This is a genomic window from Faecalispora jeddahensis, from assembly GCF_000577335.1.
Classification (GTDB): domain Bacteria; phylum Bacillota; class Clostridia; order Oscillospirales; family Acutalibacteraceae; genus Faecalispora; species Faecalispora jeddahensis.
The window spans coordinates 94,155-116,489 of record NZ_CBYL010000006.1; the positions used below are offsets into that span (position 1 = coordinate 94,155).

Annotated in this window: 22 protein-coding genes and 1 other RNA gene; 16 read left to right on the plus strand and 7 right to left on the minus strand. The window is 50.2% G+C overall.

Translation table 11 applies throughout. The annotated features are described in order from the left end of the window. Positions 1-343 precede the first annotated feature (343 nt). Together TY09_RS04040 and ilvD are read right to left on the minus strand one after the other, a co-directional pair. Positions 344-1,228 carry an alpha/beta hydrolase gene (locus TY09_RS04040; protein WP_042431414.1) on the minus strand — a complete coding sequence of 295 codons (885 nt, stop codon included), beginning with the start codon at positions 1,226-1,228 and terminating at the stop codon, positions 344-346. Then, positions 1,225-2,928, minus strand: coding sequence for a dihydroxy-acid dehydratase (gene ilvD / locus TY09_RS04045; protein ID WP_042431416.1), 1,704 nt, complete (start codon positions 2,926-2,928; stop codon positions 1,225-1,227). Before ilvD ends, TY09_RS04040 begins: the two co-directional genes overlap by 4 nt. 273 nt (positions 2,929-3,201) lie before the next feature. Between ilvD and TY09_RS04050 the strand changes: the two genes are divergently transcribed. The 5 genes from TY09_RS04050 to TY09_RS04070 all read left to right on the plus strand — a co-directional run bounded on the left by TY09_RS04050 (position 3,202) and on the right by TY09_RS04070 (position 10,760). Further along, complete coding sequence (locus TY09_RS04050; RefSeq protein WP_009065851.1) at positions 3,202-4,089, plus strand: MurR/RpiR family transcriptional regulator; 888 nt, start codon at positions 3,202-3,204, stop codon at positions 4,087-4,089. 486 nt (positions 4,090-4,575) lie between these two features. Next, positions 4,576-5,514, plus strand: coding sequence for an alpha/beta hydrolase (locus TY09_RS04055; RefSeq protein WP_042431419.1), 939 nt, complete (start codon positions 4,576-4,578; stop codon positions 5,512-5,514). Positions 5,515-5,915: 401 nt separating this feature from the next. After that, a complete protein-coding gene (locus tag TY09_RS04060) occupies positions 5,916-7,325 on the plus strand; it encodes a sodium/glutamate symporter (protein WP_042431420.1) in 1,410 nt (469 codons plus the stop codon). 311 nt (positions 7,326-7,636) lie between these two features. Further along, positions 7,637-9,718 (plus strand): nitrilase-related carbon-nitrogen hydrolase, encoded by a 2,082-nt coding sequence (locus tag TY09_RS04065; protein WP_242841428.1) that lies wholly within the window; start codon positions 7,637-7,639, stop codon positions 9,716-9,718. A gap of 178 nt (positions 9,719-9,896) precedes the next feature. Next, the gene (locus tag TY09_RS04070; RefSeq protein ID WP_042431424.1) at positions 9,897-10,760 is read left to right on the plus strand and encodes a DUF6282 family protein; all 864 of its coding nucleotides are present in this window, start codon (positions 9,897-9,899) and stop codon (positions 10,758-10,760) included. 203 nt (positions 10,761-10,963) lie between these two features. On the opposite strand, the gene TY09_RS04075 is transcribed toward TY09_RS04070, so the two are convergent. The 3 genes from TY09_RS04075 to TY09_RS04085 form a co-directional block, all read right to left on the minus strand. Next, positions 10,964-11,455: a DUF6773 family protein gene (locus tag TY09_RS04075; protein ID WP_009062120.1), complete on the minus strand. Its 492-nt coding sequence runs from the start codon at positions 11,453-11,455 to the stop codon at positions 10,964-10,966. Beyond that, on the minus strand, positions 11,452-11,652 hold the full coding sequence (locus TY09_RS04080; RefSeq protein WP_009062118.1) for a helix-turn-helix transcriptional regulator: 201 nt from the start codon (positions 11,650-11,652) through the stop codon (positions 11,452-11,454). Before TY09_RS04080 ends, TY09_RS04075 begins: the two co-directional genes overlap by 4 nt. 608 nt (positions 11,653-12,260) lie before the next feature. Then, a complete protein-coding gene (locus tag TY09_RS04085; protein ID WP_020073148.1) occupies positions 12,261-12,509 on the minus strand; it encodes a helix-turn-helix domain-containing protein in 249 nt (82 codons plus the stop codon). Between the two features lie 463 nt (positions 12,510-12,972). Between TY09_RS04085 and TY09_RS04090 the strand changes: the two genes are divergently transcribed. The 6 genes from TY09_RS04090 to larE all read left to right on the plus strand — a co-directional run bounded on the left by TY09_RS04090 (position 12,973) and on the right by larE (position 18,052). Further along, positions 12,973-14,463 carry a nicotinate phosphoribosyltransferase gene (locus TY09_RS04090; RefSeq protein ID WP_042431426.1) on the plus strand — a complete coding sequence of 497 codons (1,491 nt, stop codon included), beginning with the start codon at positions 12,973-12,975 and terminating at the stop codon, positions 14,461-14,463. A gap of 96 nt (positions 14,464-14,559) precedes the next feature. After that, positions 14,560-15,012, plus strand: a complete 453-nt coding sequence (locus tag TY09_RS04095) for a GNAT family N-acetyltransferase (RefSeq protein ID WP_042431427.1) — start codon at positions 14,560-14,562, stop codon at positions 15,010-15,012. Positions 15,013-15,045: 33 nt separating this feature from the next. After that, an RNA gene (gene rnpB, locus TY09_RS17555) (RNase P RNA component class A) lies at positions 15,046-15,396 on the plus strand. Between the two features lie 140 nt (positions 15,397-15,536). Continuing rightward, positions 15,537-15,665: a hypothetical protein gene (locus tag TY09_RS18915; RefSeq protein WP_275051682.1), complete on the plus strand. Its 129-nt coding sequence runs from the start codon at positions 15,537-15,539 to the stop codon at positions 15,663-15,665. Between the two features lie 15 nt (positions 15,666-15,680). Beyond that, positions 15,681-17,213 (plus strand): nickel pincer cofactor biosynthesis protein LarC, encoded by a 1,533-nt coding sequence (larC, locus tag TY09_RS04100; RefSeq protein WP_042431428.1) that lies wholly within the window; start codon positions 15,681-15,683, stop codon positions 17,211-17,213. Positions 17,214-17,227: 14 nt separating this feature from the next. Continuing rightward, entirely contained in the window at positions 17,228-18,052 is an 825-nt protein-coding gene (gene larE, locus TY09_RS04105) for an ATP-dependent sacrificial sulfur transferase LarE (protein WP_042431430.1), read from the plus strand. Positions 18,053-18,256: 204 nt separating this feature from the next. Here the strand turns inward: larE and TY09_RS04110 are convergent, their stop codons facing one another. Both TY09_RS04110 and TY09_RS04115 read right to left on the minus strand, forming a co-directional pair. Continuing rightward, on the minus strand, positions 18,257-18,547 hold the full coding sequence (locus TY09_RS04110) for a zinc-ribbon domain containing protein (protein WP_035316641.1): 291 nt from the start codon (positions 18,545-18,547) through the stop codon (positions 18,257-18,259). Positions 18,548-18,607: 60 nt separating this feature from the next. After that, positions 18,608-19,552, minus strand: coding sequence for a metal ABC transporter substrate-binding protein (locus tag TY09_RS04115; protein ID WP_042431432.1), 945 nt, complete (start codon positions 19,550-19,552; stop codon positions 18,608-18,610). A gap of 177 nt (positions 19,553-19,729) precedes the next feature. On the opposite strand from TY09_RS04115, the gene TY09_RS04120 reads away from it, so the two are divergent. The 5 genes from TY09_RS04120 to rpmG all read left to right on the plus strand — a co-directional run bounded on the left by TY09_RS04120 (position 19,730) and on the right by rpmG (position 22,297). Further along, positions 19,730-20,413, plus strand: a complete 684-nt coding sequence (locus tag TY09_RS04120; RefSeq protein WP_042431460.1) for a metal ABC transporter ATP-binding protein — start codon at positions 19,730-19,732, stop codon at positions 20,411-20,413. Beyond that, positions 20,400-21,224 carry a metal ABC transporter permease gene (locus tag TY09_RS04125; protein ID WP_042431434.1) on the plus strand — a complete coding sequence of 275 codons (825 nt, stop codon included), beginning with the start codon at positions 20,400-20,402 and terminating at the stop codon, positions 21,222-21,224. The genes TY09_RS04120 and TY09_RS04125 overlap by 14 nt, the downstream gene beginning before the upstream one ends. 114 nt (positions 21,225-21,338) lie before the next feature. Further along, positions 21,339-21,755, plus strand: a complete 417-nt coding sequence (locus tag TY09_RS04130; protein WP_042431436.1) for a Fur family transcriptional regulator — start codon at positions 21,339-21,341, stop codon at positions 21,753-21,755. Positions 21,756-21,856: 101 nt separating this feature from the next. Next, the gene (rpsN, locus tag TY09_RS04135; RefSeq protein ID WP_042431438.1) at positions 21,857-22,126 is read left to right on the plus strand and encodes a 30S ribosomal protein S14; all 270 of its coding nucleotides are present in this window, start codon (positions 21,857-21,859) and stop codon (positions 22,124-22,126) included. Positions 22,127-22,147: 21 nt separating this feature from the next. Then, a complete protein-coding gene (gene rpmG / locus TY09_RS04140) occupies positions 22,148-22,297 on the plus strand; it encodes a 50S ribosomal protein L33 (protein WP_009062131.1) in 150 nt (49 codons plus the stop codon). Positions 22,298-22,335: the final 38 nt, after the last annotated feature.

The window sequence follows — 22,335 nt, forward strand, 5'->3', positions numbered from 1 at the left end:
AGCCCATGGCGGCATAGGGACAATTTCAGAAAAGCAAACTGAATAGAAGCAAGCACGCCCTGAGCCAATTGGCTCAGGGCGTGCTTCGTTTCAATAAAGCAACTGATTTGTCGTCAGATAGCCTCTTATGATTGGCAGGCTGAATCGATGATTTTAGTGCCATGTTTGACAGGGTAATCCCCAGAACTTCACCCAAATCCTGCGGTTACTGCAATGTTCTGTGACAATGGCATACTATGGAAAACCTACCTCACCGCTGCCAGGCGTCCATAAAAATGGACGATTTTCTTCAATTAAAAGAAAGCGATTCCCTTACAAAGCATCTGCTTTTTCGCTTCTATTTTCAGGACATTGCTTCACCGAAGAAATTGGCAAGGGCATCGCCGAGCTTTTCAAACACCGGGTGTTTGTCGAACATAAAGTCATTGTGCTTGCCGTCCAGAACCAGCAGCTCCTTTTTTCCGCTGATCCGATTGTAAAATTGCAGCGACTCTTCCAGCGGATGCAGCTGGTTATCCTTACCGTGACCCACCAGTACCGGGACATTCAGGGTGTCCAGATAGTCCTCCGCATTGAACTCCAGAAGAGACTGCCCCAGCTCCAGCGAGATTTCCTGCCCATAGCCTTTTACCGTATACAGGTTATCCTTCACAACGCCGTCGGTATCCGGGTCCAGCGGATAGTAGCGGAACGGATTGTCAAAGCGCCGTGTTCCCTCTTTCACAAAGCGAATCCGCTCCTGTGCTACCTCTTGCCGCAGCTTGTTGAAGTCCACATAGGAATAGACCGATCTCAGCCAGCGTTCGCCGCAATAAAAGCCATTCAGGCCCGCGACCGCCCTGACACAGGATTCCTTGGACGCCGCGGCAATCACCAAAGCGGCCGCCATCCCCCATCCAAGCAGGCCGATCCGCCCGGTATCGACCTCCGGCAGCGTCTGCGCGTAAACCAAAGCGTTGCGGATATCCTCCACCTGCTCTTCCAGCTTACATACGCCGGCAGGACCGCCGTTATCCAGAAAACCGCGGTAGTCAAAGCCGAACGCAGCATAGCCCCGCGCCGTCATCGCTCTGGCAAACAGGGCGGGATAGATCGCATTCAGACCCATATATCCGGAATTCGGGACGATGCAGGGGCGCTTCTCTCCCTCTTGATAATCGTCGGGAAGATACAAAATCGCTTTCAGCGGATAGCCATTGCTGTAGAACACATGGTTTTGTGTAATCATTTCTTTTCCTCCTCAGATTGTGACTCTTTCGTGACAAGAACAGCCCCCTTGTCGGCGGATGTTACCAGCTCTGCATACTTTGCCAGCACACCGCTTCGCGGTTTCTTCAAAAGCTGTACGCTGGATAGCCGCCTGCGGATCGTTTCGTCGTCCACCAGCAGCTCCAATCTGCGATTTGGGATATCGATCAGAATTCCGTCGCCGTCCTCCACAATGGCAATCGGCCCTCCCGCCGCTGCTTCCGGAGAGATATGCCCGATACAGGGGCCTCGGGTAGAACCGGAGAACCGGCCGTCGGTAATCAGGGCGCATTTTTCGTCCATCCCCCTGCCCACCAGCAGAGAGGTCGTCATGTGCATTTCCCGCATGCCGGGGCCTCCCCGGGGGCCTTCGTAACGGATGACAATGACATCGCCCTCGGCGATCTTGTCGTTTGAGACTGCCTCGCTCGCGTCCTCCATCGAGTGAAATACTCTGGCGCGGCCCTGAAACACATACATGCTGGGCTTGACTCCCGCCTGCTTGACCACGGCGCCGTCCGGCGCAAGATTCCCACGAAGGATGGCGATTCCGCCCTCGGCGCGTTTGGGTCTTTCCAAGGGGAAGATGATGTCGTTTTCAGGCAGAACAATATCCGCGTTGTTTTCTATCAAGGTTCGCCCGGTAACGGTCAGATGATCCTTCTGCAGATGGGGTTCGATGGTTTTCAGTACCGCTGGAATACCGCCCGCCTCGTCCAGATCGGCAAGAGCATATCTGCCGGAGGGCTTGATGTTGCATATGTAGGGAACCTGCCGGCTGATGCGGTCGAAATCTTCGAGCTGCAGCTTCACACCCGCTTCGTGGGCAATGGCCATCAGGTGCAGTACGCTGTTGGTGGAACCGCCCAGGGCCATGCTGGCAGAGATCGCGTTTTCCAGGGCCGATCGGGTGACAATATCTCTGGGGGTAATGCCTGCTTCCAGCAGACCGATGATGCGGTTTCCCGTCAGGCGGGCCATCCGTTTTTTCTTGGACCCCACCGCCAGAGCCGTGGCGCAGCCCGGCAGTGTAAGCCCCAGCACCTCCGCCAGACAGCTCATGGTGTTGGCGGTTCCCATCATGGCGCAGGTACCGGCGCTGGGGATAGCTGCTTCTTCCATCCGCTGCAGCTCCTCCATGGTGATTTCACCCTTTTGCGCCCTCCCGGCAAACTCACGGATATCCGTTGTGGTGATCACATCGATCTCCCCGTATTTACCGGTCAGGCTTGGGCCTGCTGTCAGGACAATGGCGGGGATATTGACGCGCAGAGCCGCCATGATCATCCCAGGGACAATTTTATCGCAGCCCGGAATCAGTACCATTGCGTCAAAGCGGTGTGACTGTACCATAATTTCAATCGAATCCGCAATCACATCCCGGCTGGGCAGGGGGTATTGCATTCCCAAATGTCCCTGACACATACCGTCGCATACGGCGATTGTGTGAAATTCCTTTGGTACTCCCCCGGCCTCGGTGACGCCGAGTTTGACCTGCTCTGCGATCTCTCTCAGATGGATATGGCCCGGTACAATCTCATTCCAGGAATTGACTACAGCGACCAAGGGCTTATCAAAGTCGCTACGGGTCATACCGGTGCTGTAAAGCAATGCCCGGTGGGCGGATCGCTCTATTCCAACGGTAAGCTCATCGCTGCGTTTCCGCATGGGTTCCTCCATGTTGAAAGCCTCCTTTTCAAAATTGACGTATTCTCCAGAATATCATTTGTGCACTTCGATATTCTGGGCACCTTGCTGCTGGTTGTATTATATAAAGCAAAAAGGAATAAGTCAACCGTTTTATTAAAAAAGGAATAAATATATCGTTTATAACAACATGGATATCCCATTTACGGTCACAATCCATAAGAAACGTTTCATTTGAGCTCTTATATTCTTTTTTGACTGGTTTTGTGATACAATAACGGCAATCACAAAAAGGGCGGTGTGTATATGCCTGAGCAATCCGGTTTTTCAGCAGAGGCACCCAATATTCTCGATACCATCAGCAGTATCAAGGATGTCCTTCCCAAAAAGCAGCGCCATCTTTGCAATTATCTGCTGCAGCACTATGAGTCTGTGGGCCTGACAACAGTGGCGGAGCTGGCGGAACGCGCCAATGTGGGCACTACGACAGTGATGCGCCTGGTAAAATCACTGAAATACGATACCTTCAACGCCTTTAAAAAAGATTTGCTGAGCGTAGTGATATTGCGGGAAAATTCCTCTTACCGCAGTATGAAACAGGCATTCGGCAAAACAGATGTGGAGCATACCCGGGATAACCTGACCCTACTTTGCGAAGAGGCAGCGGATTCCATCCGCAATATTCCTACCCCTCGAAATGCGGAACAATTTGAGCGCGCTGTTGATTTTCTGCTGGAGGCAAGACACATCTACATTTTGGCGCAGCGCTCATCCAAAGCCGCCTCTCTTTGCCTGGAGTATTCCCTTTCCCCGTTTTTGCCGGACAAGGTTCGCCAGATGAGCACCGAGCTGGATTATGTGTATGACAAGGTGCTGACCATGCAGAAAGAGGACGTCCTGTTTATTGTTTCCAACTGGCCCTGCGGCAGTACCGTAATTGAGGTTGCGCGCTCTTGCCGCGAGCGGGGGATTCCCATCATTCTGCTCACCAATACCAATGTGAACCCCATCAGCAAGCTGTGCGATATTCTGCTCGACACCAATTCCGTGAACGGATCCTACCTGTTACTCCCGGCCATTGCCGTTATTGAGGCGCTGAGCGCTGAGCTGGGGCACAGAACATTGCCCGAATCCACGGAAAACCTGGAACGGCTGGAGGATATTCTTCGTGAGAAAAAGATGATGGTCTGGTAGCTCAAACCGCTCCATCCTTCAGACACTAAAAGAAGCCTGTCAACACATGTGTTGACAGGCTTCTTTTATTTTGAGAGCGGGAAACAGAACCCGAACACGCGGTCTGCCGTTGTTCGTTTCCGGCTGCCTACGATTAAAAGTTCGATATGCGGGCATGCCCTGCACATTTATCTATTTCCGGCAGACGCCGCACAAAATAAAAAGGATTTTTATCGGATCAAGCTCTGCTCTTTCCATTTCTTCGTTTCAAAAGACGATCATCATTCATGAAAAAAACAGACGTTACAAACCCAAAAAGTAAAAGGAATATTTATTCCGTTGAAAAGCACAAACATTCCTTTTTCCGTTTGTGCATTTGGCAGAATTGTTTCTTTTATTTATTTTTTGGTTGATTTATTCTTTTTTCAAGCTTATACTGATGCTATCCCAAAAAGAAAAACGCGATAAATGTCGAATTTGGAATGAACGAAAGGAGCAAGCGAAAAAATGAAACAGCGCGAAATTACTTTTTACAGTGAAGGAACAAAGATGGTGGGTAACATCTATCTTCCCGATGATTACAAAGAGGGCGAAAAACGACCTGGTATCGTTGCCAATTCCGGTTGGACGGGAGTCAATAAGGTGTATCCCGCCATGTTCGCCCGCCAGATGACCGCCCGCGGCTTTGTCTGCATGGGTTTTGATTATCGTGGCTTCAAGCCCTCCGGCGGTATCAGCGGTATGGATAAATACACCACCTTGGAAATGGAAATTGACGACATCAATAACGCCGTTACTTTCTTTAAGCATCAGCCCGAGGTGGATGCGGACCATATTGCTTTGATCGGCTGGGGCGTAGGCGGCGCGGTTTGTATCGCTGCAGCGCATCGCGACAAAACGGTGAAGGCCGTGGCTACCTTGAATTCCTTTACGGACGGCCGCCGCTGGATGCGCATGGGCATGGGCAATGACAAATTCAATAAGATGCTCCGCACACTGGAGGAAGACAAATACAAGCGCGTCACCACCGGCGACCCCGTACTCCGTCATCCCTATGAGTTTTATCCCAACATCGATGAATCCGGCGATTTCTATGTGGAGAAAACGTTAAAGAACCTTAACGGCGGCGTAAAGGGTGACATTGAGGTAGAATGCGGCGAGTCGTTCCCCACTCCCATGTCCAGCGTCATTGCAGAAAGCTTTGTTCGCTTCAACGTGCAGGACATTCTGCCGAAGCTCGCGCCGGACTGCGCCGTATTCGTAGGCCATGGAAAGTACAACGAGCTGCATGACAAAGAAGAGGCCGAGGACGCTTACCGTCTGGCGAATGAGCCGAAGCAGCTGTACTATGTGGACGGCAAACATAACGAGTGGATGTTTGATGAGGACCCGAAGCTGGGCGGCCTGTGCGACGCAATGGCGGAGTTCTTCAGGGACCATATCTGAACATAATTTTGGCTTCACTTCTTTGTCGGTTTAGACGGAAAGCGAAGTGATTTCTGTTTCGTGTGTTGCATGATCCGGATATTTTCCTTTTGATACAGCACCGCCGGATCAGTCGGAGAATCTTTTGAGGGGTCTTGATCCCAAAAAGCATCTGGCAAACTGCGGATAATAACAAAAGAAACGGTAAAACCAGAGCATATCTTGCAATTTTAAAAAGGGCTGCCAGAGCAGACAATATGTCACCTGTTCTTTGCAGAGGCAACAGGAGCTTCCCTTTTTAAAAGCCTTTCGCCAGCGTTAGGTATTGGGCATATCCTCAATGCATTGATGTGCTCTGGTTTTTTGCCCAAAAATCCTTTGTATATTGTTTCGCAAAATACATATAAGAGAGGAGAATTTGTGTGGCATTTTTCAAAGATTTCAGCGCATGGGCACTTTTAATCGACTTTTTTTGGGCTTCCCTTTTTCTTTGGATCGCTCAGGTCATCCGCCTGAAGGTGAAAATTTTTCAAAAGCTATTTATTCCGGCCTCTGTTTTAGCAGGTTTTGTCGCGATGATTCTAGGTCCTGGGTTTCTTAAGGTGATTGGATTTTCGGGTCAGGCGACTTCTTACCCCGGCGTTCTGGTCGCCATGCTGTTTGCCACTTTGATGCTGGGCCACGAAGAAAAAACCCAGTCATTCGGCAAGAGCGTATGGAAGGTACGCGACCAGTTTTTGAACATAGCACTGAATTCCTTTTTCCAATTCGGCACCAGTATCCTGCTGGGTCTCTTACTCGTTAAGGTATTCTTCCCGCACATCAACGAAGCGGTCGGAATTCTGATGCCCGCCGGCTGGTATGGCGGATACGGCTTTGCCGGTGCGATCGGTTCTGTTTTGGGGAACTACGGCTTTGAAGACGCTACCGGCATCGGTATGACGCTGGCCACCACAGGTCTGCTTTCGGGCATTATCGCCGGAATGGTCTACGTCAATATTGCCTGCCGCAGAGGCAACACCAAGTATACCGCAAAGCTGAGCGAAATCCCCGAGGATATTCGTTCCGGACTGCTCAAGGGTGAAAACCAGTTCAGCTCCGGTACAGCCACCGTCAGCCCCAGCACCATTGACCCCGTCGGCTACCACTGGTGCCTGGTATTTGCGGCAACCGGCTTCGGCTGGATTATCAACTACTACATTAAACAGGCCTCTGGTGTCGATGTGCCGGTCCTGTGCCTGGCGATGCTCTGCGGTCTTGCCATTCAGGGCATCATGAAGCTGATCGGACTTGGAGAGAGCGTAGACAAAAAGACCATTAACCGCATTGGCGGTACCTGCACGGATTATCTCGTTTTCTTCGGATTTGTCTCCATCAGAGGCGCCGTCATCGCCGATTACTGGAGCATCATCCTGATTCTGTCAGTCTTCGGCTTTATCTTCTGCAGTTTGTCGCTGTGGCTGGTCTCTCCCAAGGTTTTCCTGAGCAGCTGGTTCGAAAAGGGGATTTTCCAGTGGGGTATGTTCACAGGCAACGTGGCGTCCGGTGTGACACTGCTGCGCGTCATTGATCCCCAGGGCGAAAGCAGAACGCTGGAGGATTACGGAATTGCCAATATCCCCTTCTCCTGGATCGATATGGTGCAGATTTCTCTCTACCCGATCTTACTGGGGTTGGGCTACACCTGGCAGGTAGGGCTTGGCCTGGTGCTCCTCGGGTTTGTCACGATCGGCATTTTGAGAGCCGTCGGCTGCTGGCATAAAGCATACATGGGCGGCGGTGAATACGAAAAGATTCTGGCCGCCAAAGAGGCGTCAGCGCAAAATACTTAATCAAGAGCTGTAATCATCCATTTTCTGTAAGTGTGATATGGGATTGGGCCTTCGGTTTTGCGTTGCCGAAGGCTCATTCTCCAACTATGTTGATTTTGAACAGGAGGCTGAGTTTCGGGACGGTATCAGCCGCTCCATCAGGCGCCGATCCTTTGAATTTTTTCACAAGTGAAGGGAATTCCCGCGTGAACAACAAAGGCGATATATAACAGCGTGCCTCTTCTATTGCAAATAACTCCCAACACATTTATGAAAGGGGGATATCGGACGCAATGATCCAGAAAAAGCAAAAAATATGGGGTGCTATATTCGTGACGGCAATACTCGTGGCGGCAATCGTGCTGCTGCAAGCAAACAAGCCTTCTGTTGCGGACAGCGCTGTTACCACTTCGGAATTTACCAAATCTGTGCGGCAGGCGACCAATGAAGCCGGTATTTCGGTATCTTTGACAAACCATTCCGATGCGAAGCTTACCAGAGAAGAAGCGGCACTGATTTTGCAGAACGCTTTGCATCTGCCCGACAAAAGCGAATCCTTTGAGGATGTCGCGGATGAATGCGGATATGCGGGCGCAATCGGCGCCGCTGCCGACACAGGCATCCTCGCCGGTGTCAGCAGTCAGAAATTCGGATATGGAGAGTATTTAACGCCGGCACAGCAAAGTGAAATGATTACCCGGCTGAAAACGTATTACACCGACCGGCAGAAATCCTATGGCCAATTCAAGGCTGCGGCGCTGCAATTTAACCCGGTCATGCACGACCGCGATGGAAATGTCAAAAATCTGTGCGCAGAGATCGAAACGCTCTTGGAGCAAGGCGTCAAGCTCGTGGTCGCGCCTGAAATGAGTACGACCGGGTATGGGTACCAGTCGCGCGAGGATATTGCGCCTTATGTAGATACGCTTCCCGGGCACGCAACCGATGCAATCAGCGCGTTGACTAAGAAATATCACGTGTACGTTGTCTTTGGCATGGCCGAAAAGGACGCAAAAACTGATATCTACTATAATTCCGCGGCGCTGGTGGGGCCCGAAGGGTATATTGGAAGCTATCGCAAAACACACCAGTGGGAAACCGAAGAGCACTGGGCCGCCTGGGGAGACAAGGGCGTCCCCGTTTTTGCTACCGAACTGGGCAATATCGCCATCAACGTGTGTATGGACGCCGCTTATTTTGAGAGTGCGCGCTTGGCCGGGGTGAACGGTGCGGACATTCTGGCGTTCCCAACCAACTCCTCGGCACAGGCGGTCAGCGCGCTCCCGGCGCGCGCGATACAGAACGGGATGTATATCGTCAGCGCAAACCGCTCCAATACGGAGCTGGGGTTTCATATGATCGGCTCCAGCGCTATTTGGAGTCCAACTGGGAAAAAATTAGTGGAAGCTCCGCTGATTGCCAGTGAGAAAGAGGATGTCGATGCGGCAGCGGCGTACATCGCGACGATCGATCCGGCGCAATATCAAAACGCAAACAAAGCACTGTTCATGCAGCGGCGTCCTGAACTTTATCAGAATTTGATGCTGCGCGTCGGCCCATGGGATTATACGAAATCTGCTGAGAGCAAACATGTCAATGCGGTTGCGCTGCAATATACGCCACAGGGCAGCGAAGAACAAAACAAGGCTTCGATCCAAAAGCTCATGGAGAATGTTTCGGATGTCGATCTGGTTGTTTTACCCGAATTATCCCTGATCGGAACAGTCAGCGAAACGCCGAAGGCCGATGCAAAACAGGCAGCGGAATTCGCATCCTCCCTTGCGGTAAAATATAGCACGGCAGTGGTCATTGGCGCGGTCGAGGAGAAGGATGGAAAGCTCTACAATACATCTGTTTTGGTGGACGCAGCCGGTAAGGTTGCCGGTACTTATTACAAAACACATTTGAGCGAATCTGACCGCAAATGGGCAACGGCAGGCGACGATATCCCTGTATTCAGCGTAGATGGGATCGGGAAAATCGGCATGCTGATAGGCGACGATGTGTGTTTCCCTGAAACAGCGGGGGTTCTTGCAACAAAACGTGCCGATGTGATCGCGATTCCGTCCGCCTGGTACGGCCAATATGGCGGCTTCTTCGAAATTAACAACAAGCTGTCGGCAAATCCATTTCCTGCAAACGCCATGGTCTTATGGGACGCTGTTTCGGAAGGAGCGCAAGCCTATACGATTACGGCAAATTTTGTAGGCGGGGAAAAAGGATATCTTGGCAGCAGTGCGCTCAACACACTGGACCCGCTTTATGGATTGGATCAGCCCCTTGCGGCTTCAAAGACGGAAGAGCAGGCGCTTTCCATGTCGTTTGACACCCTTCAGAGCAGCTGGTGGTACAACCAGGAAATGCTGATCAATTCCAGACGCTGCGATTATTACAAGCCCTTGGTGGCGGATTGACCGCTGAAAAGGCAATTCTCAAGCGGCATTCCCTATTGGCTATTGCTTTTGTCACAGCAAGACTTTTCTCAAAGGCTTCACCAAGGACGGTGCTGATTTTACTTACTTTCTTTACTTTCATGGATGAGGGCCTTCGGCTCTAAGCCGCCGAAGGCTCATTCATTAGGAGCGTGTTTTTATGAAACAAGATGAAGTGCTGCGTATTTTAGAGGGCAGCTACGATCTGCACGTCCACCCTATCCCCTCGCATGTGCCGCGCTGCCTGGACGATTTTGAACTGGTTGAACAGGCCGCCTCTTATCAAATGGCCGGCGTCATGATAAAGAATCATTATGAATCCACTGCTGCCCGTGCTGCTCTTGTGAACCGACGCATGAGCCACCTGTGCACGCGTGCTTATGGCGGCGTGGTATTGAATTGGCCGGCGGGTGGCCTGAACCCCTATGCGGCAGAGAGTGCGTTAAAGCTCGGAGCCTCCTTTGTATGGATGCCCACAAGAGATTCGGCTCACTGCCTGAAAAGCGGGGATATGCCGGGCGATTTTTTTACCAGACCCGGAATTTCCGTTATTGACGAAGCAGGAAAGCTTCTCCCTGTGGTCTGCGATATTTTTGATGTAATAAAAAAATACGACGCGGTTCTTGCCACAGGGCACCTTTCCCCTGCCGAATCGATGATGCTTTGCAAAGCCGGACGAAAAGCGGGAATCCGTATGGTTTTGACTCATCCCGAATGGGAACGCACACAGATTGATGCGGCATCCCAAAAAGAGATGGCGGATTTGGGTGTATGGATTGAAAAGAATTGGTACAACATTGCAGAGGGAAACTGCTCTGCGGAGCAGATGGCTGCCAACATCAAAGCCGTGGGCGCGCACAGAATTTTTCTTGCAACCGACCGCGGGCAGGCAGGAAAAGAAACACCCGTTGAGGGCTATATTCGGTTTGTCAAGGTTTTGCACGACCAAGGTATCTCGACAGAGGATTTGATTACGATGGCGCAAAAGGTCCCTGCGGAACTGTTAAACAGATCCATTCCATAATCAAAAGTACGTCTTTCTTAGAAGGATATGGACGCTGAAACGATCCGTTTGAGAACAGGGATTCTGGAGCAAAAGGAATTCTGTTCCGCAATACAAAAGACTCACGAAACTTCTGTTTCGTGAGTCTTTTGTATTATGGGTAAATATAGATGCTGATGCTGCAAACAACGTCATATTATACTTACGAATCGAAAAAAAACCAGCTATTCGTCCAGTTCTTTTTCGTCTAACTGTTTTTGAATTTTTGCCTGTCTTTTGGCATTCAGATACTTAAGGAAAGACAGTACAGCATAAGTCAAAACGGTTGAGCTGATAAAAGTCACTGCCAACACGGCAATAAAATAACCGATACCATCTTTCCTATATTGTTCTGCGTACTGTGTATAGTTCAAAACGCCGTTAATCGCGGTTACTACAATTCCCGTTACTATACTGTTTATGAAAGGAAAGGCCTTCGCTCGTTTTTCTTCGCCGTATATGTCAAGCCCCAAGGTCAGGTATCGTATTATCATGTAAAGGGACATTCCGAAGAAGCATATAAGCTCAACAGCATACTGCTCAAACGGAGCGTTCAGCAGTCTTTGCTGAACGAGCACTGAACAGAGAAGTATCATCATCAAAATACCGTATGCCTCACTATTTATTTTACGGCGCTGCGCCAAAACTCTTTCATCTTGCAAATTTTGCTTTCTCATTCTGATTCCTCCCAAAATAAATCATTCAATGTTTTGCCGAGTGCCTTACTAATCGCTATGCAAAGATTTAGCGTGGGATTATAATCCCCTGATTCTATCAGCCCGATAGTTTGCCGGGTAACACCTACGGCTTTTGCCAAGTCCGCCTGGTTCATATCAACTTCCATTCGAGCGATTTTCATTCGCTTATTTTTCATGTAATGCCACCTTCCATAGGTATAATATACACTATATATAACACGATGTCAATTATATATTGCATTCATGTTGATTAAGATTTATGGCAAGCACATTCCATGCTAAAAATTCCACGGGACCCGTTTAAAGCTCTTGTATGATTTATGTCCCTTTCAGAAAATAGAAGTATTAGGATTTCAGCGGTGAGTTCATGGATTTTACTGTGCTGCGGTTTAAATCTCACCGGTAGTCCCAGTATGTTTTAATGAAAGAGCAGAATTGAAAAAGAATTTCAGATTATTTTATAATAATGGACGGGAGCCAATCGCATAGTAACGACTGATTGGGTGCGGGCCGGAGAGCATAGCGAAAAATAACCGCGCTCTGTCATGCAGGGAATTCATGTCTGCTACCAGGACATCGGCCTTTTGGAAAATATAATTCAGCAGCAAAAGCAGAATGCTCGGACTGCATCCGCAAAAATCGCATAAAAGAGTATTGGCAGACAGTGAACAAATCACTGTCTGCCAATACATACTGCCCAAATTTCACCACAATTTATAAAAACGCCCCTATGACGCCGTGGAGAAATGCGGGATGCGATTCTCTTGTAAAGATGCCACCGGAATCAGTCTTCACGACCGAGCAGCCAGTCAACAGAAACGTTCAGAATATTCGATAAAGCCACCAGTTCAAAATCCGTTACGTAGCGGATCTGCCCCTCTAGTTTAGAAAGGCCTGATGCATTCATGTCAATTCCGTTCACCTGCAGCTGAGCCAAAAGTTCCTTTTGCTTCATGCCCAGGTTCTTCCTAGCCAGTTCCACATGGGCACCTACCAAATTACGATTACCCAGGGCTTGCTTGCGTAATCTCATTCTTTCATCTCCCCGTTGCTCAGGCCGTATTTTACCGGCCAGAAAATAATAATAAGTTTTCCCCTCTTCAACAAAAAAGGTACAAAATTGCTGTCGCTTTTTTGAAAGCAAAGTATCATTATAAGAAATAAAAATACCACTATCCGGAATACATTCCATTATAGTAGATAAAATCGAAAAACGCAACAAAAATCATACAAAATTTTTAGAATTAATCCGTTTAATTTGCTGGTTTCCCGTGGAATGGCTCCAGCCTTGTCGAATGTCAAAAAAACATTGTTATTTAAAGGGTTTCTTGTTATAATACTATTCAACAAAGCGTCCGGCATATTTTTGGGGCTTGCCCCGATTTCGGGCAAAAAGCTTGAATCCCGCGCAGCGTTTCCTTCTTTGCTTTCTGATTTATAATATGCACAAACACCGCAAAGAGATTATGCTGTAATAATTGCTACTAACGAGGTGTATGGATTTGGAGGAGACAGCACAAACTCCATTCGGTAAGAATCTGACAATGCTCACCGATTTTTATGAAATAACCATGGCAAACGGCTATTTCACGAACGGTTTTGAGGACAAAATCGTTTATTTCGATATGTTTTTCAGAAAAATTCCGGATGGCGGCGGCTTTGCGATTATGGCTGGCGTACAGCAGCTTGTGGAATATCTGCAAAACCTCTCTTTTACCCCGCAGGATCTTGACTACCTGCGATCCACCGGAAAGTTCAACCAGGCATTTATCAATTATCTGGCGAATTTTCATTTTGAGTGCGATGTGTGGGCGGTTCCGGAGGGTACCCCCATCTTCCCCGGTGAGCCCATTGTTACGGTACGCGGCCCTGTGATTCAGGCGCAGTTTATCGAAACCATGGTGCTTTTGTGCGTCAACCACCAGACCTTGATCGCGACAAAAGCGAACCGGATTGTGCGGGCCGCCAGCGGCCGTTCCGTGATGGAATTCGGCTCCCGCCGCGCACAGGGCTTCGACGGCGCGGTATACGGCGCCAGAGCAGCGTACATTGGCGGCTGTACCGGTACCGCCTGCACCATCTGCGAACGCGATTTCGGTATCCCCGCAATGGGCACTATGGCACACAGCTGGGTGCAGCTGTTTGACACTGAGCTCGACGCGTTCCGCGCGTATGCCCGTGAATACCCCAACCAGTGCGTTCTGCTGGTAGACACTTATAATGTATTGCAGTCCGGCATTCCGAATGCAATCCGCATCTTTAATGAAGAGTTGGTTCCGCAGGGCTTCCGCCCCGCGGGAATCCGCATCGATAGCGGCGACATCACATATCTCTCCCGCAAAGCACGCGAGATGCTGGACGCCGCCGGGTTTGAGGATTGCGGCATCTGCGCCTCCAACTCGCTGGATGAATACATCATACGTGATATGCTGATGCAGGGTGCGCAGGTAGACAGCTTCGGCGTCGGCGAGCGCATGATCACCTCGGCTTCGGAGCCGGTGTTCGGCGGGGTGTACAAGCTGGTTGCCGTAGAACGGGAAGACGGCAGCATTGAGCCCAAAATCAAAATCAGCGAAAACGTAGCGAAAATTACGACGCCCGGCTTTAAGCGCCTGTGGCGCCTGTTTGACCGTTACAGCGGCAAGGCGATCGCCGATGTGATCACCCTGCACGACGAGCTGATCGACGACGAAATGCCCTATGTCATCTTTGACCCGGAATATATCTGGAAGCGCAAGCGAGTGGAGAACTTCCGCGCGGTACCGCTGATGACCCAGATTTTCAAGGCCGGACAGTGCATCATGCAACCGCGCGATCTGCACGAAATCCGTGAATACTGCACCGCGCAGGTAGACACGCTGTGGGAGGAAGTCACCCGCTTTGAAAACCCCCACCGCTACTATGTCGACCTTTCGCAGCAGCTGTGGCAGATCAAAGACAGACTGATCACAAACCACAACTTCGACAAGCCCGCCGATCCGGTATGATATGAGCCACCCATTAAAAAAGAAAGAACAACTGTTTCTCCCCCGCCAAAGCAGGGGAGAATTCATTTTCTGCACGATTGGAAAGGATGGGATAAAATGGAGCTTGTCGTAAAAAGATTTGAAGAGCTGACGACCAATGAGCTATATGAGATTTTAAAACTCAGGGTCTCTGTATTTGTAGTGGAACAAAACTGCCCTTATCAGGAGATAGACGATAAAGACAGGCAGGCACTGCATGTATACCTGAAAGATGAGGATGGAATTCAGGCGTACCTCAGGGTGATTGAAAAAGGGGTCGCTTTTGATGAAGTCTCCATTGGCAGAGTGATTGCCATAAAAAGACGGTGCGGCATGGGCAGCAGAATTCTGGCAGAAGGAATACGGGTTGCCAAAAATCAACTCAAGGCAGACGCGATCAAAATAGAAGCACAAACGTATGCAAGAGAGCTGTATGAAAAGCAAGGTTTCCGGCAGATTTCAGACGAATTTTTGGAGGACGGAATCCCCCATGTGCCGATGAGATTGGATTGCAGACAGACAACAGCTTGACAACAAAATAAAAAAACGTTAAAATAAGCGATGCGAGCAGGCTGAACAGTCGCGGGTAACGTCCGAAAGGGCCTATCCGAGGAAAGTCCGAGCTCCACAGGGCAAGAATAACGGCTAACGGCCGCCGGGGGTGACCCCAGGGAAAGTGCAACAGAGAGATACCGCCTGCGCTTTGCGCAGGTAAGGCTGGAAAGGCGGGGTAAGAGCCCACCAGCGCGCGGGAGACCGCGCGGCTATGTAAACCCTATTCGGAGCAACACCGGAATGGGACAAATGCGTCGGCCCGGCGCGTCCCGAACAGGTGGCATTGAGCTGCGGCGGCAACGCCCGGCCAAGATAGATGGCTGTTCACGACAGAACTCGGCTTACAGGCCTGGTCGCACCAACAAACGAAAACTTCCTTGAAAACACCTTTTTCCTGACAATGATGATCCGGAAATCATCGCACTGGGAACGAATTCTCTGGCCGCCTGAAGCACGCTGAAAGCAGCGTAAGAGCGGCACCGGGAAAAGGGAATTGGAAGATGAATCAAACCATGAAGGTTTTAGCTGCCGCATGCAGCTGTTCCTTTATGGTTTTTTCTTATCTCTGTTTTCTTGGTTTTGGCAATGGCTTTAGCGCCGGAGATCCGGCAGGCATGATGAAGAAATGAAACGGAGGAAAGTAAATGAAAACTCTGTATATGGACTGTTTTTCGGGCATCAGCGGCAATATGGCGATCGGCGCGTTCCTGGATTTGGGCGTAGACAAAGATATGCTGCTGAGCGAGCTGAACAAGCTGCATATAGACGGCTACCGGATCGAAATCAGCAAAAAACAGAAAAACGGGATCACAGGCACTTATTTCGATGTCATTCTGCAGGAAGCCCCCTCCTCTCACCAGGAAGAAGTATCAGGAGCAGATCAGGAACCGAATGCAGAACAGAAGGCTCTGCCCAGATGTACCTGTAAGCATCACCGTGCCTACTGTATCTGTGGAAAAAACAAGCTGCCGGATGAGTATGGCAGAAAAAAGAAGAAGCACAAGGAAAAACATAAGTACCACCTGAGTCATGACGGCAAACGCTCCCACACAGAGGAAGTGTACTCTTCTCTTGGGCACGGGGAAGCGCACCATGACCATGACCATGCTTATGATGATCATCATGAGCACCATGAACACGACATGTACGAGCATGAACACGGGCACAAGCACGGACACGGACACGCACATGAACATACACACGCGCCGCACCGCAATCTGCAGGATATTACCGAAATCATCGACGGCAGCGAGCTGTCTGATCGGGTCAAGCAGCTTTCGAAAAAAATGTTCTCCTTTGTGGCGGAAGCGGAGGCAAAGGTTCACGGCAAACCGATTGAGGAAGTCCATTTTCACGAGGTGGGCGCCATCGATTCCATTATCGATATTGTCGGCACCGCCATCTGTGTGGACAGCCTGAACCCCGACCGTATTGTCGCTTCGCACCTGCCGGTCGGCTCCGGCTTTGTGCGCTGCCAGCACGGCCTGATCCCCGTGCCCGCTCCGGCCACGCTGGAGATTATCCGAAAGGGCGGCATTCCGGTTTATTCAAACGGAATCAAGAAGGAGCTGGCCACCCCCACCGGCGCGGCAATCCTTGCTGCCCTGGCCGAAGAATACGGCCCGCAGCCGGAAATGGAGATTCATGCCGTCGGCTACGGCGCCGGGCTGTATGATCTGGAAATTCCCAATACCCTGCGGCTGATTCTGGGAGAAACGCTTCCGGCCAAAGAGAACCCGAAGCCCCAAAGCGGAATGATTCTGGCCGAAACCAATATTGACGACACCACGGCAGAGGTGCTCGGTTACGTGATGGGCCGCCTGCTGGATGCCGGCGCGCTGGATGTATTCTTCACCCCCATCTATATGAAAAAATGCCGCCCCGCCGTAACGCTCTCTTTCTTATGTGAAGCGTCTTTGGTGCAGGCATTGGAGCGGATCGTATTTGAAGAAACCTCGACGATCGGCATCCGCAAAATTCCGGTGCAGAGAACCGTCATGGACAGAGCCTATGAAACCGTGGAAACTCCCTATGGGAAAATCCAGGTGAAAAAAGTGACTTATGGCGGGCTCACAAAGAGGTATGGAGAATTCGAGGACGTCAAGGCCGCCGCGGAGCGGCATGGGGTACCAATTCAAAAAATATATGACGCACTAAAAATCAACGAAGCCAATTAGCGGGAGGAATACACATGGACGAACTGCATTTAAAATATGAGAAGCTCGAACAATACCTGCGTTCTTTGGAAAGCGTCGCCGTGGCATTTTCCGGCGGCGTGGACTCCACCTTTCTGCTGACCGCCGCGCACAAGGCTCTGGGGGATAAAGCCGTGGCTGTTACGGCACGCTCCTGCAGCTTTCCGCAGCGGGAGCTGAACGAAGCCAAACGCTTTTGTGACCTCAACGGGATTCAGCACATCATTGTAGATTCGGAAGAGCTGCACATTTCCGGATTTTCCGAAAACCCGGTGAACCGGTGCTATCTGTGTAAAACAGAGCTGTTCCAGAAAATCCGGGAGGTAGCAGACCGGCTGGGCCTGAAGGAAATTGTGGAGGGCTCTAATCTGGACGACAACGGCGATTACCGTCCCGGGCTGATCGCCGTGGCGGAGCAGAATGTAAAAAGCCCCCTGCGGCACTGTGATCTGTCTAAAGCGGAAATCCGCATTCTGTCGAAGGAATTGTGTCTTCCCACCTGGAGCAAGCCCTCCTTTGCCTGTCTTTCCTCCCGCTTTCCTTACGGTGAAAGGATCACGGAAGAAAAGCTTTCTCAGATCGACAAAGCCGAACAGATTCTGCTGGACTTGGGATTCCGTCAGGTACGTGTGCGGCATCACGGCAATCTGGCCCGCATTGAGGTGGAGGAGGAGCAATACCCGAAGCTGCTGGATCAAGAGGTTCGGCATGCCATCTCCGACCAAATCAGAGCCCTTGGATTCGTTTACGTATCGATCGATATAACGGGTTACCGTACCGGCAGCATGAACGAAACACTGGCCGTGAAAGGAATTCTCTAAGAAATCTATTTTAAATTAAAAAGCGCCGGGGCCACGATCTTTCGTGGTCCCGGCGCTTTCTGCTATTACAGCCTTTACGGCCGGCTGTTATGTTTCAGATTGATGAGGGAGCTTTGCAAAGAGCGCAAAACGGCAATCCCGGCCCAGCTTTTCTCCGATTCCGCAATCGAAATTGGAGAAAAAGGCTGTACCCATTGGCAGGGGTTACACCGCCGCCCCCGCTTTCATCTTCGCAAAGCACTCGCTGCAATAAACGGGCCGCTCCCCGCTCGGCTGAAAGGGAACCTTGCACGGCTTGCCGCAGGCCGCACAAACGGCATCATACATTTGACGCGGGGGACGCTGTTCCCCTGTGTTCTTGCGGGCCGATCGGCATTCTTTGCACCGTTTGGGCTCATTCGTGAACCCCTTTTCCGCATAAAACTCCTGCTCCCCAGCGGTCCAAATGAATTCTTTTCCGCAGTCCGCGCAGACAAGTACTTTATCCTCATACATCATTGACAACTCCTTATTTCTCCGCCAAGGCATCGCGTTTGGACGGCTGACTGTTAACGGTTATTTGGCAAGGCTGTTATAAATCTTGGAAAGGTTATCTTCCATGCGCTCCAGATAGGATTTATCGTCTTCGCCGCCTTCGATCGTATAGATCGTTTCCACCTTGGCGCCGACTTCGTCTGCCAAAGTCTTAGAAACCTCCGGGCTGGCCATTTCTTCTGCAAAAATGGTAGTTACCTGATTCTCTTTGCAGTATTTCAGAAGCTCCGTCATCTGCTGCGCACTGGGTTCGCCCTCGGCGAATACATCCTCTACGCTATTCTGCTCCAACCCGAAATCCCGGCAAAGATAGCCGAAAGCGGCATGCCCGGTGACAAAGCTCTTCTTTTTCACGGACTGGAATTTTCCCTGATACTCCGTGTAGAGCTTCTCCAGCTGGGCGACATAGTCGTTGCAGTTTGTCTCATAGAACTCTTTATTGGAAGGATCCGCGCTGACCAGCGCTTCTTTGATATTCTTTACTTCCAATTCCGCGCCCTTGAGGCTAAGCCACAGGTGAGGATCATATTGACCGTGTTCCTCGATTTCTTCCTCTTCCGTATTCTGAATCGGTTCCGCGCCCTTTGAAGCCTCTACCGTGATGAGGCTCGAATTATTCGCGGATTTGATCGCATCGTCCACCCAGGCTTCCATGCCAAACCCGTTATATACAAAAATTTTGGCATTGCTCAGTGCGGCCAGATCCTGCGCCTTCGGTTCAAAATCATGCGGCTCCGTGCCGTCCGGAATAATCGTAGCGACCTCTACCCTGTCTTTTCCGACGGCCTCTACAAATTCCTTCATCGCGTTAAAGGTAACGGAAACCGGGATTTTTTCCGCTTCCGCTGAGCTTGTGCTTTCGGCACTGCTGCTCCCCTGCTGCTCTGTCGGACTCCCATTGCTGCAAGCCGTGGCGCCCATCAGGATCGTCAGACTTAACAGCAAAGCTGCTGCTTTTTGAAACATTCTTAACAACCTCCTATATTACACTTGCAAATGGAGTGCATTTGCGTTTATAATCTATATCATAAGCGCGTAAAATTGATTTGTCAAGCGCAAACGAAACGCATTTGCAAAGTGCTTTCTGCTTTGCAGGGCGCTCGGCGCAAAGCACACACCATTTTGAAAGAGGTGACCATGTTCATGATCCAGGCAAGCAATCTGTTTTTTTCCTATACGGGTTCTCCCCCGTATGTATTAAACGATATCTCACTGGAAATATCCGACGGCGACTATGTGTCTGTGGTCGGTGAAAACGGCTGCGGCAAAAGCACGTTGATGCGGCTGATCCTGAAATTCATAAAACCGACCGGCGGTGCCATCGAATCGAAGGCAAAGAGAATCGGGTATGTCCCGCAAAAAAACGATTTTTCAAACGCAAATTTCCCGATCACTGTTTCTGAGATGCTCCATTCGTACCGCAAGCTTTTGAAAATCAAAGACAAAAGCGTCGTTGCGTCCGGCATTGCGCAGGTAGGTATGAACGGCTTTGAAAACGCACTGGTGGGCACGCTCTCCGGCGGACAGGGACAGAAGATTCTGATCGCACGGGCCCTGCTGGGAAATCCCGATCTGCTGATATTGGATGAACCGTCCACGGGGGTGGATATGGAAAGCCAGAAAGAGATTTACGGTTTTCTCAAAAAATTGAACCGGGAAAAAGGGATCACGATTGTTTCCGTCGAACACAACCTGAACGCCGCCATTGCCAACTCGACGTTTTTGTATCATCTGGCGGCGGGGCGCGGACATCTCTGTACCCCCGAGCAGTATACAAAGGAATATCTTCACGGAGAAAAGAAAGGTGAATCGAATGCTCAGCTATAATTTCATGCAGAACGCGTTGTTCGTATCTGTTTTTATTTCCATACTGTGCCCTTGTATCGGTATTTTTCTGGTCCTGCGCCGTTATTCCATGATTGGCGATACTCTCTCCCACGCCTCTTTGGCGGGGGTCACGATCGGCCTGATGTGCGGGCAGAATCCCGTTCTGGGGGCGTTCCTCTTCACCTCTTTCTGCGGTGCGCTCATTGAGTTTCTGCGCAGCTATTTCAAAAAGTACACCGACCTGATCCTCACGGTCGTTCTCTCCCTGAGCGTCGGTACCGCCATTACGATCATCAGCTCCGGTAAGCTCCACGCGAACGCCGACTCTTTCCTGTTCGGCAGCATTCTTACCGTTACAAAATTCGATATGGCTATGGTTCTGATTCTCAGCCTGATCTCCGTTTTGACGCTGATTGTTTTATACCACCAAATGATTTACATTGCTTATGATGAGGAAGCGGCCAAGGTGGCCGGCGTGAGAGTCCGGCTGATCAATTATATATTTTCCATTCTGGTCGCCTCTGCCATTTCCATTTCCATTCGGATCGTCGGCGTTCTGGTTCTCAGCTCCATGATTGCCCTCCCTGTCGCGACGGCGCTGCAGCTGGAAAAGGGCTTTCGGCATACGTTCCTGTTTTCCATCGTTTTCAGCTTCCTCGATATCATGCTCGGACTTTTTCTCTCTTATTACCTGAATGTGGCTCCCGGCGGCTTTACCGCGCTGGTTTCTGTTGCAATGCTCGTATTGGTACTGGCCGGAAAGCAAATCGCGAAAAGGGTACGTTCCTTCAAAGGCAGCCCGGTTTCGTAAAAATAGGACGAAAAATACTTGACTTCAATGAATAAGCGACATATAATCTGGTATAATGCATATGATTTGCATTTGCATTAACGCTCGCTGTGCATTACGGGAGGCATCTTACCTATGACGGATTTTACAAACAACTGGCCCGCCGGTTTGAAAAAAACCAAGCCGCGCGAACGCGTGCTTTCTGCGCTGGAAGCGGCGGAAAGCCCTTTGAGCGTTCAGGAACTCTGTTCTGAAATCACAACTGAGCAGGACCCGGCGTGGCCCTCTACCGTTTATCGGATCCTAAGCCTTTTTGTGAAAAAAGGGATCGTAACAAAGCTTTCCGTCATGAGCAGTGAAACGGCGGTTTATGAGCTGAACCGTTTCCACTATAAGCATTACGCCGTATGTATCAATTGCCATAAGATCATTCCGTTGGAAAGATGTGCGATCGAAACAATTTTTCCGGGCCTCCCGGAAAGGGAGTTTCAGGTGGTCGGGCACAATCTGGAGGTATACGGCTACTGCAAAAACTGCATGCATAAGGGATGACGCCACGATCATACCCAAAACAGATTTACATCATTTCCTGATACTTGGGAAAGCGATTTGTACACGTAGGAAAATAACTGCCGATTGAAAAGGAGTTAATAATGGCAAAAAAATCAAAAATGATGAAACATCTGCGTCAGCAGCAGACAGTAGAAAAATATGCCGAACTGCGCAAAGCCCTGATCCAAGCGGGTGATCGCACCGCACTGAGCAAGCTGCCGCGCGATGCTTCCCCGGTACGGGTTCACAACCGCTGCGCTCTGACCGGGCGGCCTCACGGCTATCTGCGCAAATACGGCATATCCCGCATTCTATTCCGCGAGCTGGCACATCAGGGGAAAATCCCCGGTATTCATAAATCCAGTTGGTAATTTTTTGAGAGGAGTCTTACGATGAGAGAAAAAATTACGTTGGCATGCACAGAAACAGGAGACAGAAATTATACGACAACAAAAAATAAGAAAATCCATCCCGAAAGAATGGAATGTATGAAATATTGCCCCCGTTTGCGCAAGCACACGCTGCATAAGGAAACCAAATAATATGGTTCGGTTTGCAAAAGGTACTCCGTCCGATCCCG

Bases quoted from the DNA above. Each gene is read 5' to 3' on its own strand.
- TY09_RS04040 (WP_042431414.1), bottom strand. From the start codon at position 1,228: ATGATTACACAAAACCATGTGTTCTACAGCAATGGCTATCCGCTGAAA.
- ilvD (WP_042431416.1), bottom strand. From the start codon at position 2,928: ATGGAGGAACCCATGCGGAAACGCAGCGATGAGCTTACCGTTGGAATA.
- TY09_RS04050 (WP_009065851.1), top strand. From the start codon at position 3,202: ATGCCTGAGCAATCCGGTTTTTCAGCAGAGGCACCCAATATTCTCGAT.
- TY09_RS04055 (WP_042431419.1), top strand. From the start codon at position 4,576: ATGAAACAGCGCGAAATTACTTTTTACAGTGAAGGAACAAAGATGGTG.
- TY09_RS04070 (WP_042431424.1), top strand. From the start codon at position 9,897: ATGAAACAAGATGAAGTGCTGCGTATTTTAGAGGGCAGCTACGATCTG.
- TY09_RS04075 (WP_009062120.1), bottom strand. From the start codon at position 11,455: ATGAGAAAGCAAAATTTGCAAGATGAAAGAGTTTTGGCGCAGCGCCGT.
- TY09_RS04080 (WP_009062118.1), bottom strand. From the start codon at position 11,652: ATGAAAAATAAGCGAATGAAAATCGCTCGAATGGAAGTTGATATGAAC.
- TY09_RS04085 (WP_020073148.1), bottom strand. From the start codon at position 12,509: ATGAGATTACGCAAGCAAGCCCTGGGTAATCGTAATTTGGTAGGTGCC.
- TY09_RS04090 (WP_042431426.1), top strand. From the start codon at position 12,973: ATGGATTTGGAGGAGACAGCACAAACTCCATTCGGTAAGAATCTGACA.
- TY09_RS04095 (WP_042431427.1), top strand. From the start codon at position 14,560: ATGGAGCTTGTCGTAAAAAGATTTGAAGAGCTGACGACCAATGAGCTA.
- TY09_RS18915 (WP_275051682.1), top strand. From the start codon at position 15,537: ATGAATCAAACCATGAAGGTTTTAGCTGCCGCATGCAGCTGTTCCTTT.
- larC (WP_042431428.1), top strand. From the start codon at position 15,681: ATGAAAACTCTGTATATGGACTGTTTTTCGGGCATCAGCGGCAATATG.
- larE (WP_042431430.1), top strand. From the start codon at position 17,228: ATGGACGAACTGCATTTAAAATATGAGAAGCTCGAACAATACCTGCGT.
- TY09_RS04110 (WP_035316641.1), bottom strand. From the start codon at position 18,547: ATGTATGAGGATAAAGTACTTGTCTGCGCGGACTGCGGAAAAGAATTC.
- TY09_RS04115 (WP_042431432.1), bottom strand. From the start codon at position 19,552: ATGTTTCAAAAAGCAGCAGCTTTGCTGTTAAGTCTGACGATCCTGATG.
- TY09_RS04120 (WP_042431460.1), top strand. From the start codon at position 19,730: ATGATCCAGGCAAGCAATCTGTTTTTTTCCTATACGGGTTCTCCCCCG.
- TY09_RS04125 (WP_042431434.1), top strand. From the start codon at position 20,400: ATGCTCAGCTATAATTTCATGCAGAACGCGTTGTTCGTATCTGTTTTT.
- TY09_RS04130 (WP_042431436.1), top strand. From the start codon at position 21,339: ATGACGGATTTTACAAACAACTGGCCCGCCGGTTTGAAAAAAACCAAG.
- rpsN (WP_042431438.1), top strand. From the start codon at position 21,857: ATGGCAAAAAAATCAAAAATGATGAAACATCTGCGTCAGCAGCAGACA.
- rpmG (WP_009062131.1), top strand. From the start codon at position 22,148: ATGAGAGAAAAAATTACGTTGGCATGCACAGAAACAGGAGACAGAAAT.